We start from the raw sequence: 16,005 nt of genomic DNA, 5'->3' as shown, positions 1-16,005 counted from the left end.
AGCGGGCTTGCTCGCGAAAGCGGAGTGTCATCCAACACATGTGTTAACTGATCCACCGCCTTCGCGAGCAAGCCCGCTCCCACAAGGGGGCCGGTGTTGTTCGGTGGATATGAGTGGTGTCAGGCAAAGAGTTCACCCTGCAACTCATCGAGCAACGCCTGGATCGCATCCAGCCGCTGTTGGGGATCATCGAGTTGCAGCAGGTCGATCTTGTCCAGCTCATTGAACGGCAACAGGTAGGCCAGTTGATTGGCCAGCGATTGCTGGCCGGTGGCTTCGGTGCCCATGTTCAGCGCCTCGACCATCGGGTGCTCGGCCAGGGCCTTGAGCAGCGCCACCAGGTCGGCATCTTCGTCTTGCAGCGGTTGTTCCGGCTCGTCTTCCAGCCACTCGACCTCGGCCACCGTGAGTTGATCGGCCTGGACGCTGCTGCTGTGCACCAGAAAACGCCGTCCGCCCTGCACGCGAATCCCCAGCAGGCCATTGTCCTGCTGGGAAAAATCGGTAATCAGCGCCTCACAACCGACCCGCGCATAACCTTCAGGCGCGACGCCGACTTCCTCGCCATCGAGGATGCACACCACACCAAAGCCTTCGCCCTTTTTCATGCAGCGCCCGATCATGTCGAGGTAACGCGCCTCGAAAATCTGCAAGTCGAGGATGCAACCGGGGAACAGCACGGTGTTCAACGGGAAAAGCGGCAAGCTCATAACCAATTCCTTAAACCGTCATCGACACCACCAACGGCAGCAACACTGCCGTGGCCACGCCCATCAGACTCATTGCCAGCGCCGCGAAGGCACCCGACTCCTCGCTTTCCTGCAACGCCACCGACGTGCCCACCGCATGGGCCGCCAACCCCAGGGCCATGCCTCGGGCCTCAGGGCTATGGACACCCAACCGGGTCAGAATACTCGGGCCGAGAATCGCCCCAAGCACCCCGGTGATCAACACGAACACCGCCGCCATGGCCGCCACGCCGCCGATCTGCTCGGCCACCAGCATGGCGATCGGCGAGGTCACGGACTTGGGCGCCATGGTCATCAGGATCATGTGCTCGGCACCAAAGGCCCAGCCCAATACCACCGCAGAGCCCGTGGCAAACACCCCGGCTATCACCAGCGTAGTAAAAATCGGCCAGAACAACTGCCGGATCCGTCGCAGGTTCAAATACAGCGGCACCGCCAGGGCGACCGTGGCCGGGCCCAGCAGGATGCTGAGGATCTCGGTGCTCTTGCGGTACTCGGCATAACCGATGCCACAGCCCACCAGCACGCCGATCAACAGCACCATCGACATCAGCACCGGTTGCAGGAACACCCAGCGGGTCTTTTCGTACGCCGCCAGCACCAGTTGGTAGGCGCCCAGGGTAATGCCGATGCCGAACAGCGGATGATGGATCACCGAGGTCCAGGCGCCCTGCCAGTCGAGCATCATTGGCTGTCCTCCGGAGCGGCGACGTGACGGCGGGCCAGTCGCTGCATCAGCACGCCCGTCAGCGCCACGGACAGCACCAGGGACAAGGTCAACGCGCCAACGATGGCCCAGAAATCGGCGGCAATCGCCCCGGCGTAGACCATCACCCCTACCGCAGGCGGCACCAGCAGCAACGGCAGGTAACGCAGCAGACTGCCGGCGGCCAGGTTCAACGGCTCGCTGACTTCGCCGCGCATCACCAGATACCCCAGCAGCAACAGCAGGCCAATGATCGGCCCCGGCAGTACCGGCAAGAACAAATGATTGATCGCAGTGCCCAGCAATTGAAACAGCACCAGCCAGGTCAGGCCCCGTAGCAACATCCGCTCTATCCCCCCGCAACAGCCCCAATGAACGCGCCAATTCGGTTCACGACATGACTCTGTGGCGAGGGAGCTTGCTCCCGCTGGGCTGCGCAGCGGCCCCATTTTATGAGCGCTTCGCACTCAAGCGGGAGCAAGCTCCCTCGCCACAATCGAACACGCACGTTGAATGAACCGAATTGCAAAGAATGCGCCGGCATTATAAGCATGCCCGCGCTATGGTTCGGCATTCGTAAAAAGCATGGTCGATGACCTTCCCGGCGCGCCATGTTGATCTACAGTGGTTTTCCGGGGACGCAAAATCCCCGCTTCAGAAAAAGTAAAAACGATGAACCCAAGGAGAGTCTCAATGCCCTACGTCCCCGTTGCAGCGCTCAAAGATTATGTCGGCAAGGAACTTGGACGTTCCGATTGGCTTACCATCGACCAGGACCGCATCAACCTGTTCGCCGAAGCCACTGGCGACTTTCAGTTCATCCACGTCGATCCGGTCAAGGCCGCGCAGACCCCGTTCGGCAGCACCATCGCCCACGGTTTCCTGTCGCTGTCGCTGATGCCCAAGTTGATGGAAGACATCCTGATCCTGCCCGAGGGCGTGAAGATGGTCGTCAACTACGGGCTGGACAGCGTGCGTTTCATCCAACCGGTGAAGGTCGATTCCAAGGTCCGGCTCAAGGTCGACCTGGTGGAAGTCACCGAGAAAAAACCCGGCCAATGGCTGCTCAAGGCCACCGCCACCCTGGAAATCGAAGGCTCGGAAAAACCGGCCTACATCGCCGAGCCGCTGTCGCTCTGCTTCGTGTAAACCTGCGCACATGCGAAACCGTCCAGGCAGTTTCGCATCGCTTCTCTATATCCAGGAGCCAAAGCTGCGGCATACTCGTGGCCTGATGACCTGGATCCCGTTATGCGCTTACTCGTCCCACTGACCCTGACCCTGTTGCTCACCGCCTGTGGCGCCGGCGAATCGCCGCTGCCTCCCGACGCGCGCCTGCCCGACGGCGGCCGCTACCGTGGCGACCTGGTGGACGGCCTGCTGCAAGGCCAAGGGCGCATCGACTATCCCAACGGCAGCTGGTACGCCGGGCAGTTCGACAAGGGTCAATGGCATGGCACCGGGGAATGGCATGGCAGCAACGGCGAGGTCTATCGCGGCCAGTTCCACCAAGGCCTGTTCCACGGCCAGGGCAGCCTGACCACACCCACCAGCAGCTACACCGGCGGCTTCAAGCTGGGGCGCCGGGACGGTGAAGGGACGCTCAAGGAAAACGGCATGACCTACCGGGGCGAGTTCAAGGCCGACCGCTATTCCGGCCTCGGACGCCTGGAACTCGACGACGGCAGCCAGTACCAGGGCCCGTTCGTCAACGGCAAGCCCAACGGTGAAGGCCAGCGCTTCGACGCCAGCGGCAACCAATTCACCGGGCACTTTGTCGATGGGCAACTGCAGGGCAAGGGCACCTTCAACAGCGCCGAAGGCGATGTCTACATTGGCGGTTTCCGGAACAACCAGCTCAACGGTCGCGGGCGCTACGAAAATGCCGACGGCGATGTCTGGATCGGCCAGTTCAAGGACGGCGCACTGACTGGCAAGGGCGAACTGATCGGCGCCGACGGTAGCCACTACCTCGGTCAATTCAATGATTGGCGCTTTACCGGCGAGGGCCGCCTGAACCTGCCCGACGGCAGTTTCTACATCGGCCAGTTCGAGGCCGACAGCTATCACGGGCGCGGCACCCTGGTGCTCACCGATGGCACGGTGCAAAGCGGCACCTGGGCCAACGGCCAACGGGTGCGCGACGCCGACGGCAGGCTGCTGCCTGATGTGCTCGAACTCGGCCTGCTGGCCCAGGGCCGCCTGCTGGAGGATGCCCTGGCGAACATCCCGGCCTCGACCCCGGCGGTGGAACTGTACAGCCTGACCCTCGGCGGCGACGGCAAGCAAAGCGTGTTCCTGCGCGAATCCGACTATGTCGCCAACATGCTCGCCAGCCGCTTCGGCGCGTTCGGGCAGATCCGCCTGGTGAACCACCGCGACCACCTCGGCGACCGGCCCATGGCCAGCCGTGAAAGCCTGCGCCGCGCCGCCGCCACCCTGGCCGAACGCAGCGGCCCGGAAGATCTGATTTTCATCTACCTCACCAGCCACGGCACCAGCGAGCACGAACTGGTGCTCGACCAGCCGCGCATGGAGCTGGCCGACCTGCCCGCCGATGAACTGGCCGTGGTCCTCGCACCGCTGAAGCATCGCGACAAGATCGTGGTGATCTCGGCCTGTTATTCCGGCGGTTTCATCCCGGCGCTCAAGGACGAACGCACGCTGATCATGACCGCCTCCCGGGCCGACCGGGTGTCCTTCGGCTGCTCCGAGGAAGCCAACTTCACCTATTTCGGCGATGCGCTGTTCGCCCAGGCACTGAACCAGACCGACGACCTGGAGCAGGCCTTCAAACGGGCCAAGGGCATCGTTGCCGAGCGCGAGCAGGCAGACAACTTCGAAGCCTCGGAACCGCAGATCTGGGCGCCGAGAACGGTCCTGTCCCACTGGCAATTGCTGCGCAAGCAGCAGGCGCGAAAAGCATTGCAAAGTGCGGCATTGAACGACGAGGCGACAAAGAGCAACTAAGCTGAACCGTATCAAGGGGGAAACACTATGTACTTGACGCCTCAGCATGTTTTGCTCGCCGGTGCCACCGGATTGACCGGGGAACACCTACTGGACCGGCTGCTTAACGAGCCGACCATCACCCGTGTATTGGCGCCTTCACGCCGGCCACTGGCCGAGCATCCACACTTGGAAAACCCGGTAGGGGAGCCGGCCCAGGTGCTGCCACAACTCAGTGGCCAGGTCGACATTGCCTTTTGCTGCCTCGGCACCACCCTCAAGAAAGCCGGCTCCGAGCAAGCCTTCCGCGCGGTGGACCTGGACTTGGTCGTAGCGTTTGCCAAGCGCGCCCGGGAGCTTGGCGCACGGCATTTGGTGGTGATCAGCGCGTTGGGGGCCGATGCCAAGTCATCGCTCTTCTACAACCGGGTCAAGGGTGAGATGGAGGCGGCCCTCAAGGCCCAGGGCTGGCCACAACTGACCATTTGCCGCCCTTCCCTGCTGCTGGGCGACCGCGTCGAACCGCGCCTGGCCGAGCAGCTGGCCGGGCCGTTGTCGAAGCTGATCCCCGGCAAATACCATGGCATCGAAGCCTGCCAACTGGCCCGGGCCATGTGGCGTCTGGCGCTGGAAGAACAGGATGGGGTGCGGGTGGTGGAGTCGGATGAGTTGCGCAGGCTTGGCAAATAGTCATGTGGCGCCTAGTCGGACGCTTTCGCGAGCAGGCTCGCTCCCACAGTTGCCCGAGTTCCGTCAGGAAGAATGAGGTCGAATGTGGGAGCGAGCCTGCTCGCGAAGGGCTCGCTACCAAATCCAAAGCCAAGCACTCATTGTGGCGAGGGAGCTTGCTCCCGCTCGACTGCGCAGCAGTCGCCTTGGATTTCAGGGGGAAAAAGCTTGGGGCCGCTTCGCAGCCCAGCGGGAGCAAGCTCCCTCGCCACAGGTTTTGGGCAGGTCAAGGCACTGTGGTGCTTGTTACATCCCACCCGTTGCCTGAAACCCTACGCCTAATGCCGTGAACAACGACAACGGCAACAGCAAGGTATCCAACAGCGCGCTACCCGGCAGGTCCACGCCCGGGTAACTCGGCGCCTCGGCACCAAAGCGGTCCTTGGCGCAGCAGCCACCCTTCAGGGCATACAAGTCCAGGCGCGTGCCCGCGTAGACCACCGGCGCACCCGGCTTGGCCGCGTCGAGGGTGCGGGCGGTGGCGCAGCCGGTCAGTTGCAGCGCCAGCAGCACGATCAGCAGCTTACTCATCACTGCTCAAATGATGCTCGCCCCAACGGGGCAACATGTCCTGGGGAATGTTCAGCAGATTGAGGATCCGCGCGACCACGAAATCGATCAGGTCGTCGATGGTCTGCGGCTGATGATAAAACCCCGGCGACGCCGGCAGGATGGTCACACCCAGGTTCGACAGCTTGAGCATGTGCTCCAGGTGAATGCTCGAATACGGCGCTTCCCGCGGCACCAGGATCAACTGGCGGCGCTCCTTGAGCGTGACGTCCGCCGCCCGTTCGATGAGGTTGTTGCAGGCCCCGGTGGCAATCGCCGACAGCGTCCCGGTGGAACACGGCACCACCACCATCGCCGCTGGGGCGCCGGAACCCGAGGCCACCGGCGACATCCAGTCTTCCTTGCCATACACACGAATCTGCCCCGCCGCCGCACCGGTGTATTCGGTGAGGAAGGCCTGCATCATCTGGGTCTTGGCCGGCAGGGTCACGTCGGTCTCGGTGGCCATCACCAGTTGCGCGGCCTTGGAGATGAGGAAGTGCACCTCGCGGTCCTCACGCACCAGGCAATCGAGCAGGCGCAAGCCGTACTGGGCGCCGGACGCACCAGTCATCGCCAGCGTGATGCGTTCCGGGCCGTTGCTCATTTCAGCGCCTCGGCGAGTTTGCCGTGCAGGCCACCGAAGCCGCCGTTGCTCATGATCACCACGTGGGTGCCGGGCTGGGCCTGGCTCTTCACGCGCTCAATGATGCCCTCCAGGGAATCGCTGACAATCGACGGCACCGTGCACAGCGCGGCGGTGGCACCGAGGTCCCAGCCGAGGTTGGCCGGTGCGTACCAGATCACCTGGTCGGCATCGACCACGCTTTCCGGCAGGCCGTCGCGGTGGGCGCCGAGCTTCATGGAATTGGAACGCGGCTCGATGATCGCCACCAGCGGTGCGTCACCGATACGCTTGCGCAAACCGTCGAGGGTGGTGGCGATGGCCGTCGGATGGTGAGCGAAGTCGTCATAAATGGTGATGCCGTTGACCTCGGCGACTTTCTCCATCCGCCGCTTCACGCTTTTAAACGCGCTCAACGCGGCAATGCCCATGGACGGCACCACGCCGACATGACGGGCTGCCGCCAGGGTCGCCAAGGCGTTGGCAACGTTGTGCTGGCCGGTCATGTCCCACTCGACCACGCCTTGGGACTGGCCTTCGAACATGACTTCGAACTGCGAACCGTCATCCTTGAGCAACTTTACCTGCCACTGACCGCCCGCGCCGGTGGTCTGCACCGGGGTCCAGCAGCCCATCTCGATGACGCGCTGCAACGCCGGCTCGGTGGTCGGGTGAATCACCAGGCCTTCGCTGGGAATGATGCGCACCAAGTGGTGGAACTGCCGCTCGATGGCCGGTAGATCGGGGAAGATGTCGGCATGATCGAACTCAAGGTTGTTGAGGATCGCCGTGCGTGGACGGTAGTGGACGAATTTCGAGCGTTTGTCGAAAAACGCGCTGTCGTACTCATCGGCTTCGATCACGAAGAACGGCGTGCCACCCAGGCGCGCCGACACCGAGAAATTCTGCGGCACGCCACCGATCAGGAAGCCCGGGCTCATGCCCGCGTGCTCCAACACCCAGGCGAGCATGCTGCTGGTGGTGGTCTTGCCATGAGTGCCGGCCACGGCCAGGACCCAACGGCCCTGCAACACGTGATCGGCCAGCCACTGGGGCCCGGACACGTACGGCAGGCCTTTGTTGAGCACGTATTCCACCGCCGGGTTGCCACGGGACATGGCGTTGCCGATGACCACCAGGTCTGGCGCCGGCTCCAGTTGCGCCGGGTCATAACCTTGGGTCAGCTCGATGCCCTGGGCCTCCAGCTGCGTGCTCATCGGCGGGTAGACGTTGGCGTCGGAACCGGTCACGTGATGGCCCAGCTCCTTGGCCAGGACCGCCATCGAACCCATGAAAGTGCCGCAAATACCGAGAATATGGATGTGCATAGTCGACCTCGTAAACATGGCCGCAGGTTAGCGTAGGGAGGGGAAAATCGCACCTTGTGTTTGAGCCCCCCGTGCACAGACGGCCTCCTGTGGGAGCAAGGCTTGCCCGCGATAGCGGTGGGTCAGTTGCATAGATGTTGAAGATGCCGCCGCTTTCGCGAGCAAGCCCGCTCCCACAATTTGACCGAGTCCATTCAGGAAGAATGCGGTCAACTGTGGGAGCGGGCTTGCTCGCGAATGGCCGCGCCGCGGTTAACGGGCGATGGCGTGTTTACGCAGCTTGCGGTAAAGGGTATTGCGGCTGATCCCCAGTTGCTCCGCCGTGTGGGTCATGTGCCAGCGCTGGCGCTCCAAGGCATCGAGCAATGCCATGCGCTCGGCATCTGCCAGCGGGTGTTCAGTCGGGGCCTCAACCGGCGTAACTGGACGCTGGCGAATCATCGCCGGCAAATCCTCCAACCCAATCCGCCCGCCATCACACAACGCGGCAAGGGTGCGCAGCACATTGCGCAGTTGTCGCACGTTGCCCGGCCAGTCGAAGCCCAGCAATGCCTGGCGCGCCGGTTCGTCGATGAACACCGTCTCGGCGCCGCTCTCTTCAGCCAACAGGAAATCCAGCAACTGCGACTTGTCACTGCGTTCGCGCAACGCCGGGAGGGGGATTTCCAAACCATTGAGGCGGTAATACAAATCCTCACGAAAGCTGCCATCCCGAACCCGGTCGAGCAACTGCCGGTGGGTGGCGCTGATGATGCGCACGTTCACCGGCTCGGGCTCGCCGCCGATGGGCACCACCTGGCGATCTTCCAACACCCGCAGCAAGCGGGTCTGCAAGGCCAGGGGCATGTCGCCGATTTCATCGAGGAACAGCGTGCCGCCGTCGGCCTGTTGCAGCTTTCCGCGCATGCCTTCCTTGCGCGCGCCAGTGAAACTGCCGCCGCGATAACCGAACAGCTCGCTCTCGATCAGACTTTCCGGGATGGCCGCGCAGTTGAGGGCGACGAAGTTTTTCCCGGCGCGCTGGCTGGCGTGGTGCACGGCCTTGGCGAACGCCTCCTTGCCGGAGCCGGTTTCACCCTGGATCAGCAGCGGCACATCGCGCTCGTAGACCCGCAGCGCCTTGCGAAAATGCTCCTGCAGCGCCGCGTCCCCCAGGCAGATACCCGGCAACCGTGCGGGCTCGATGGCCTTGAGCAACGGCGCGACCGGCACCGGCACGCTGCGGGGCTGGCCACGCAACACGGCGAACAAATGCCGGCCGTCACGGGTGCGCAACGGCCAACTGGCGCTGGCTTGGGCGCTGGCCCGGCCCAGCAACTCGTCCAGTGAACAGTCGAAAAAGTCCTCGACCCGCTGACCGAGCAAGCCTCCGCGAATATGTCCCAAGAGATTGAGCGCGCTCTGATTGACCGCGCAGATCCGCCCTTCGCCGTCGAAGGCCATCAAGCCTTCGCTGAACAGTCCTACGGACTCGGCCTGCAAGTGGAAGCGCAGCAGCCATTGATTGTCGAAGCAACGCAGGAAGTAGCAGCTCTCGATCATCTTCGCCGAGAGATTGACCAGGGCCATGGTGTGGAACTGGCTCTGGCGCGACACGTCCGGCCGGGCCGACGACACGTCGAGCACCGCCAGCAATTCACCGTGGGGATCGAACACCGGGCTGGCCGAGCAGGTCAGGCCGGTGTGGCGGCCACGAAAGTGTTCTTCCTGGTGAATGGTCAGGGCCTGGCGTTCCACCAGGCAGGTGCCGATGCCGTTGGTGCCTTCGCAGGCTTCGCTCCAGTCGGCGCCGAGCCAGAGGCCGGCCCGTTCGAAAATCTTCCGTTCGCTGGGGGCGGTGACGCAGTTGAGGATTACCCCTCGGGCGTCGGTGAGCAGCACCGCGTGGCCGGCGCCGGAGAGTTGCTGGTGCAGGCTGGTCATTTCATTGCCGGCGATGTGCAGCACTTGCTGCAAGCGCTCGCGACTTTCCAGCACCCGGCCATGCTCGAGCACCGTCGGCGCCAGGTTCTGGGCCGGGTCGAGGTGATAGTCCTCGAGGCAACGCAGCCAGGAACGGGCAATCGACGGATCGCTGCCAGGGCCCTGCAAATGGGCCTTGCCCTGGGTGACCGTCAGGACTTGCTGGGCATGGCGACTCAAATGGTTGCTGTGCATTTCTTATTGTTCTCCCCGAAGGATCTGCCTCACTGGAGCAACTGGTGAATATCCAACTGTGAACACCCAACCTTGTGGCGAGGGAGCTTGCTCCCGCTGGGCTGCGCAGCAGCCCCAAAAACCTGAGTTTGCGGTGTATCAGGCTGACCGAGTTGGCTGCCTTGGGACCGCTTCGCGGTCCAGCGGGAGCAAGCTCCCTCGCCACAAAAGCAGCCTTGTCACCCAAACAGTTCTGCAAGAGCAGCCTTGTCACCCAAACAGTTCTGCAAGAGCAGCCTTGTCACCCAAACAGTCCTGCAACAGAAGCAGTCTTGCCACAAAAGCGGTCCGTCCATGGCCTCGCCGTCGAAGCCAGCATCCTCCAGCCCAACCGCCTTTGCAATGCTGGCGCGACCTGCCGGTCACAGACTGTCTCGCATCTGGCACAAACTGTCACACCCGCTGTATCGCAAGCGTCACACAGCCCCTCCGTTTGTCCGGCCAACTCCTCCTAAAGTCTTGATTTCCGGGCCCTGCAAGGCAATGGCCCAACCTTTGCTCTAGGCTTAAGTACCAGCGCGAATTTGCGCGGCTCCCTAATAAGCACAAAAGCCAAGGAGAACTCATCATGCGTTACGCTCACCCCGGTACTGAAGGCGCTATCGTTTCGTTCAAGGCTAAATACGGTAACTACATCGGCGGCGAGTTCGTCGCGCCTGTCAAAGGTCAGTACTTCACCAACACATCCCCGGTCAATGGCCAGCCCATCGCCGAATTCCCGCGCTCCACAGCCGAAGACATCGACAAAGCCCTGGACGCCGCCCACGCCGCCGCCGATGCCTGGGGCGCCACCTCGGTCCAGGCCCGTTCGCTGATCCTGCTGAAAATCGCCGACCGCATCGAAGCGAACCTGGAAACCCTGGCGATCACCGAATCCTGGGACAACGGCAAGGCCGTGCGCGAAACCCTCAACGCCGACATCCCCCTGGCCGCCGACCACTTCCGCTACTTCGCCGGTTGCCTGCGGGCCCAGGAAGGCAGCGCCGCCGAGATCGACGGCAACACCGTGGCCTATCACATCCACGAACCGCTGGGCGTGGTCGGGCAGATCATCCCGTGGAACTTCCCGCTGCTGATGGCCGCCTGGAAACTCGCCCCGGCCCTGGCCGCCGGTAACTGCGTGGTGCTCAAGCCGGCCGAGCAAACCCCACTGGGCATCTGCGTGCTCATGGAGCTGATCGGTGACCTGCTGCCTCCCGGCGTACTGAACGTGGTGCAAGGTTTCGGCAAAGAAGCCGGCGAAGCCCTCGCCACCAGCAAGCGCATCGCCAAGATCGCCTTCACCGGCTCGACCCCGGTGGGCTCGCACATCATGAAATGCGCGGCCGAAAACATCATCCCGTCCACCGTGGAGCTGGGCGGCAAGTCGCCGAACATCTTCTTCGAAGACATCATGCAGGCCGAGCCAAGCTTCATCGAAAAAGCCGCCGAAGGCCTGGTGCTGGCCTTCTTCAACCAGGGCGAAGTCTGCACCTGCCCATCCCGCGCCCTGGTGCAGGAGTCGATCTACGACGAATTCATGCAAGTAGTGATGAAGAAAGTCCTGCAGATCAAACGCGGCGACCCGCTGGACACCGACACCATGGTCGGCGCCCAGGCGTCCGAGCAGCAATTCGACAAGATTCTTTCCTACCTGGAAATCGCCAAGGGCGAAGGCGCCGAGCTGTTGACCGGCGGCAAGGTGGAAAAACTCGAGGGCAACCTGGCGACTGGGTATTACATCCAGCCGACCCTGCTCAAGGGCACCAACAAGATGCGTGTGTTCCAGGAAGAAATCTTCGGCCCAGTGGTGAGCATCACCACCTTCAAGGACGAAGCCGAAGCCCTGGCGATCGCCAACGACACCGAGTTCGGCCTCGGCGCCGGTCTCTGGACCCGCGACATCAACCGCGCCTACCGCATGGGCCGGGCGATCAAGGCCGGTCGCGTATGGACCAACTGCTACCACCTGTACCCGGCGCATGCCGCGTTCGGTGGCTACAAGAAGTCCGGCGTGGGTCGTGAGACGCACAAGATGATGCTCGATCATTATCAGCAGACCAAGAATTTGCTGGTGAGCTACGACATCAATCCGTTGGGGTTCTTCTAAGTAAAAAAGGGCGAGGCAGGCAACCCTGCTTCGCCCTTTAGATCGCCTTCGCGAGCAGGCTCGCTCCCACAGGGATCTGTGGATAACTCGTTTCCAGGGTTGAAACAGATCCATTGTGGGAGCGGGCTTGCTCGCGAAAGCGGTGTGTCAGTCACTTAGATGCTGAAGGTAGGACCGCTTTCGTCGGATCGCCGCCCGGAGCAAGCCCGCTCCCACAGGGGTAATGCGCCACTCCGGCGATCAGGTTGGATAAAACAACAATAAAAACAGGTAAACCCTTATGCCAAGCGATCATGCAAACCCGCAACCGGCAACGTCCTCGGTCGACTTCGAAAAAGTCGGTTCCGAATATTTCCAACAACGCGAACTGAAAAAAGGCGCAGCGGGCTGGGTCCTGCTGGTGGGCCTGGGCGTGGCCTATGTCATTTCCGGTGACTACGCCGGCTGGAACTTCGGCCTAGCCCAGGGCGGCTGGGGCGGGATGTTCCTCGCCACGCTGCTGATGGCCGCGATGTACCTGTGCATGTGCTTTTCCCTTGCCGAGCTGTCCTCGATGATCCCCACCGCCGGCGGCGGCTACGGTTTTGCCCGCAGCGCCTTCGGGCCCTGGGGCGGGTTTCTCACGGGCACGGCGATTTTGATCGAGTACGCCATCGCCCCGGCGGCGATTGCCGTGTTCATCGGCGCCTATTGCCAGTCGCTGTTCGGCATTGGCGGCTGGATGATCTACCTGGCGTTCTACATCATCTTCATCGCCATCCACATATTTGGCGTCGGCGAAGCGCTCAAGCTGATGTTCATCATCACCGCCGTCGCCGCCCTGGCGCTGGGGGTTTTCCTGGTGGCGATGGTGCCGCACTTCAACGTCGCCAACCTGTTGGACATCCCGGTCAAGGAAGCGGTGGGCGCCAGTCCGTTCCTGCCCTTCGGCTACGTCGGCGTCTGGGCGGCGATCCCTTATGCCATCTGGTTTTTCCTCGCCGTGGAAGGCGTGCCCCTGGCCGCTGAAGAAACCAAGAACCCCAAGCGCGACCTGCCACGCGGCCTGATCGGCGCCATGCTGGTGCTGGTGGCCTTCGCCCTGCTGATCCTGGTGATTGGCCCGGGCGGCGCCGGCTCCAACGCGCTGATGACCTCGGGCAACCCGCTGGTGGAAGCCCTGGCCAAGGCCTACGGCGGTTCGACCTGGATGGGCAGCTTCGTCAATCTCGTCGGCCTGGCCGGTTTGATCGCCAGTTTCTTCTCGATCATTTACGCCTACTCGCGGCAGATCTTTGCCTTGTCCCGCGCCGGCTACCTGCCACGCAAACTCTCGGAAACCAATAAAAGCAAGGCACCGGTCCTGGCACTGGTGATTCCCGGCATCATCGGTTTCGGCCTGTCCTTGACCGGCCAAGGCGACTTGCTGATTCTGGTAGCCGTGTTCGGCGCGACCATTTCCTACGTGTTGATGATGGCCGCGCACATCACCCTGCGCATCCGTCGCCCCAAAATGGACCGGCCATACCGCACGCCGGGCGGCATCTTCACCTCGGGCGTGGCCCTGGTGTTGGCGTGCATCGCCGTGGTGGCGGGCTTCCTGGTCGACCCACGGGTAGTGATCGGCGCCGCGATCATCTATGGAGTGTTAATTGCTTACTTTGCTTTCTACAGTCGGCATCACTTGGTCGCAGGCACGCCCGAAGAGGAATTCGCGGCCATTCAAAAAGCCGAAGAAGCCTTGCACTAAGCCGTAACGTGCCGAAAACCACGGCGCCGCCCAGCGGCGCCGTCACGGAGAACCTGTATGGCCAGCTTTGCACACACGGTCGGCGCCCAGACCTACCGCTTCGACAGCCTCAAAGACCTGATGGCCAAGGCCAGCCCGGCCCGTTCCGGGGATTTCCTCGCCGAAGTCGCGGCCCTCAACGATGGCGAGCGCGTGGCCGCGCAAATGGCGTTGGCTGACTTGCCCCTGAGCCATTTCCTGCAAGAAATGCTGATTCCTTACGAGGTCGACGAAGTCACCCGGTTGATCGTCGACACCCACGACAAACAAGCCTTTGCCGCCGTCAGCCACCTCACCGTCGGCGGTTTTCGCGACTGGCTGCTCAGCGACGCCGCCGATGAACAGAGCCTGCGGGCACTCGCTCCGGGCCTGACGCCGGAAATGGTCGCCGCCGTGTCGAAGATCATGCGCGTGCAAGACCTGGTCCTGGTGGCGCAGAAAATCCGCGTCGTCACCAAGTTCCGCGGCACCCTCGGCCTGCGCGGGCGCCTGTCCACCCGCCTGCAACCCAACCACCCCACCGACGAACCCGCCGGGATCGCCGCGAGCATCCTCGACGGCCTGCTCTTCGGTAACGGCGACGCCATGATCGGCATCAACCCGGCCACCGACAGCACCGCCTCGATCTGCGCCATGCTGGAAATGCTCGACGCCATCATCCAGCGCTACGACATCCCCACCCAGGGCTGCGTGCTGACCCACGTCACCACCTCCATCGAAGCGGCCAATCGCGGCGTGCCCCTGGACCTGGTGTTCCAGTCCATCGCCGGCACCGAAGCGGCCAACGCCAGTTTTGGCATCAGCCTGAGCATCTTGAAGGAAGGCTACGACGCCGGGCTCAGCCTGAATCGCGGCACCCTCGGCAACAACCTGATGTATTTCGAAACCGGCCAGGGCAGCGCGCTGTCGGCCAACGCCCACCACGGCGTCGATCAACAGACCTGCGAGACCCGGGCCTACGCCGTGGCGCGACATTTCAACCCGTTCCTGGTGAACACGGTTGTAGGCTTCATCGGCCCGGAATACCTCTACAACGGTAAACAAATCATCCGCGCCGGCCTCGAAGACCACTTCTGCGGCAAGCTGCTCGGCGTGCCGATGGGCTGCGACATCTGCTACACCAACCACGCCGAAGCCGACCAGGACGACATGGACACCCTGCTGACCCTGCTGGGCGTGGCCGGGATCAACTTCATCATGGGCATCCCCGGCTCCGACGACATCATGCTCAACTACCAGACCACCTCGTTCCACGACGCCCTCTACGCCCGCCAGACCCTGGGCCTGAAACCGGCGCCGGAATTCGAAACCTGGCTGGCGAACATGGGCATCTTCACCCAGGCCGATGGCCGGGTGCGGTTCGGCGACAACCTGCCACCGGCGTTTCGTCATGCCTTAGCGCACTTGGGATAAGAGACCCGCCATGGATAAATCACCTGTCGATCCACAAAACCCCTGGCTGAACCTGCGCAACCTCACCCCGGCGCGCATCGCCCTGGGCCGCACCGGCACCAGCCTGCCGACCTCGGCGCAACTGGATTTCCAGTTCGCCCACGCCCAGGCCCGTGATGCCGTGCACCTGGCGTTCGACCACCAGGGCATCCGCGCACAACTGGATGAACGCGGCCGTGAGAGTCTGTTGCTCCATAGCGCGGCCAGCGACCGCAACAGTTATCTACAACGCCCGGACCTGGGCCGACGGCTCGATGAGGCATCCGCGCAAATGCTGGACGCGTACGCGGCGGCCCACCCTGGCGGCGTGGACCTGGCCATCGTCGTCGCTGACGGCCTGTCAGCGCTGGCCGTGCATCGCCATACCTTGCCGTTCCTGGCGCGGCTGGAAGAACAGATCACCGCTGAAGGCTGGTCGGTGTCGCCCATCGTTTTGGTGGAACAAGGCCGCGTCGCCGTGGCCGATGAAGTGGCCGAACGGCTCGGTGCCAAGATGTCGGTGATCCTGATCGGCGAACGCCCCGGCCTCAGCTCCCCCGACAGCCTGGGGCTGTATTTCACCTACGCCCCCAAGGTCGGCCTGAACGATGCCTATCGCAACTGCATCTCCAACGTGCGCCTCGAAGGCCTGAGCTACGGCATGGCGGCCCATCGCCTGATCTACCTGATGCGCGAGGCCTGTCGCCGACAGCTCTCGGGGGTCAATCTGAAGGACGAAGCCCAGGTAAACACTCTAGAGTCGGAAAACGCTGCCGATATGAAAGGTAATTTCCTACTGGCGCCGCCCCGCGACTGACCCGTTTATCCGATTGCGTTTTTGATCCGCTTTCAGGCAGCATCAAAAGCACGGCAGCGCGACAGTGTT

Annotated in this window: 14 protein-coding genes; 7 read left to right on the top strand and 7 right to left on the bottom strand. The window is 62.9% G+C overall.

Annotated features, from left to right (window positions below; genetic code table 11):
- Positions 1-119 precede the first annotated feature (119 nt).
- The 3 genes from M1D99_RS04125 to M1D99_RS04115 are packed head-to-tail and all read right to left on the bottom strand — an operon-like array spanning position 120 to position 1,799.
- The gene (locus tag M1D99_RS04125) at positions 120-710 is read right to left on the bottom strand and encodes an LON peptidase substrate-binding domain-containing protein (protein WP_186706578.1); all 591 of its coding nucleotides are present in this window, start codon (positions 708-710) and stop codon (positions 120-122) included.
- A 10-nt stretch (positions 711-720) separates the two neighbouring features.
- Entirely contained in the window at positions 721-1,437 is a 717-nt protein-coding gene (locus M1D99_RS04120; protein WP_053125679.1) for an LrgB family protein, read from the bottom strand.
- Positions 1,434-1,799: a CidA/LrgA family protein gene (locus M1D99_RS04115; RefSeq protein ID WP_250965055.1), complete on the bottom strand. Its 366-nt coding sequence runs from the start codon at positions 1,797-1,799 to the stop codon at positions 1,434-1,436. The genes M1D99_RS04120 and M1D99_RS04115 overlap by 4 nt, the downstream gene beginning before the upstream one ends.
- A 349-nt stretch (positions 1,800-2,148) precedes the next feature.
- Here M1D99_RS04115 and M1D99_RS04110 point away from each other — a divergent pair, with 349 nt between their 5' ends.
- The 3 genes from M1D99_RS04110 (at position 2,149) to M1D99_RS04100 (ending at position 5,094) form a co-directional block, all read left to right on the top strand.
- Positions 2,149-2,604, top strand: coding sequence for a MaoC family dehydratase (locus M1D99_RS04110; RefSeq protein WP_186730290.1), 456 nt, complete (start codon positions 2,149-2,151; stop codon positions 2,602-2,604).
- 102 nt (positions 2,605-2,706) lie between these two features.
- On the top strand, positions 2,707-4,425 hold the full coding sequence (locus M1D99_RS04105) for a C13 family peptidase (protein WP_434574136.1): 1,719 nt from the start codon (positions 2,707-2,709) through the stop codon (positions 4,423-4,425).
- Positions 4,426-4,452: 27 nt separating this feature from the next.
- The gene (locus M1D99_RS04100; RefSeq protein ID WP_186706583.1) at positions 4,453-5,094 is read left to right on the top strand and encodes an oxidoreductase; all 642 of its coding nucleotides are present in this window, start codon (positions 4,453-4,455) and stop codon (positions 5,092-5,094) included.
- Positions 5,095-5,379: 285 nt separating this feature from the next.
- On the opposite strand, the gene M1D99_RS04095 is transcribed toward M1D99_RS04100, so the two are convergent.
- The 4 genes from M1D99_RS04095 to M1D99_RS04080 form a co-directional block, all read right to left on the bottom strand.
- Positions 5,380-5,664, bottom strand: coding sequence for a YceK/YidQ family lipoprotein (locus M1D99_RS04095; protein ID WP_458131418.1), 285 nt, complete (start codon positions 5,662-5,664; stop codon positions 5,380-5,382).
- Positions 5,657-6,289: a flavin prenyltransferase UbiX gene (gene ubiX / locus M1D99_RS04090; protein ID WP_053125690.1), complete on the bottom strand. Its 633-nt coding sequence runs from the start codon at positions 6,287-6,289 to the stop codon at positions 5,657-5,659. Before ubiX ends, M1D99_RS04095 begins: the two co-directional genes overlap by 8 nt.
- Entirely contained in the window at positions 6,286-7,635 is a 1,350-nt protein-coding gene (mpl, locus tag M1D99_RS04085) for a UDP-N-acetylmuramate:L-alanyl-gamma-D-glutamyl-meso-diaminopimelate ligase (protein WP_186706585.1), read from the bottom strand. The genes ubiX and mpl overlap by 4 nt, the downstream gene beginning before the upstream one ends.
- A gap of 252 nt (positions 7,636-7,887) precedes the next feature.
- Positions 7,888-9,792 (bottom strand): sigma-54-dependent Fis family transcriptional regulator, encoded by a 1,905-nt coding sequence (locus M1D99_RS04080; RefSeq protein ID WP_434574131.1) that lies wholly within the window; start codon positions 9,790-9,792, stop codon positions 7,888-7,890.
- A 607-nt stretch (positions 9,793-10,399) separates the two neighbouring features.
- Here M1D99_RS04080 and exaC point away from each other — a divergent pair.
- The 4 genes from exaC to eutC all read left to right on the top strand — a co-directional run bounded on the left by exaC (position 10,400) and on the right by eutC (position 15,936).
- Positions 10,400-11,920, top strand: coding sequence for an acetaldehyde dehydrogenase ExaC (exaC, locus tag M1D99_RS04075; protein WP_030140394.1), 1,521 nt, complete (start codon positions 10,400-10,402; stop codon positions 11,918-11,920).
- 280 nt (positions 11,921-12,200) lie between these two features.
- Positions 12,201-13,649, top strand: coding sequence for an ethanolamine permease (gene eat, locus M1D99_RS04070; protein WP_053125697.1), 1,449 nt, complete (start codon positions 12,201-12,203; stop codon positions 13,647-13,649).
- Positions 13,650-13,706: 57 nt separating this feature from the next.
- Positions 13,707-15,101: an ethanolamine ammonia-lyase subunit EutB gene (locus M1D99_RS04065; protein WP_458131417.1), complete on the top strand. Its 1,395-nt coding sequence runs from the start codon at positions 13,707-13,709 to the stop codon at positions 15,099-15,101.
- Positions 15,102-15,111: 10 nt separating this feature from the next.
- Positions 15,112-15,936 (top strand): ethanolamine ammonia-lyase subunit EutC, encoded by an 825-nt coding sequence (gene eutC, locus M1D99_RS04060; RefSeq protein WP_458131416.1) that lies wholly within the window; start codon positions 15,112-15,114, stop codon positions 15,934-15,936.
- Positions 15,937-16,005: the final 69 nt, after the last annotated feature.

Source organism: Pseudomonas sp. R3-41, from assembly GCF_054161485.1.
Note: the sequence above shows the minus strand (reverse complement) of the source record. Positions and strands in the feature narration are given on the sequence as shown.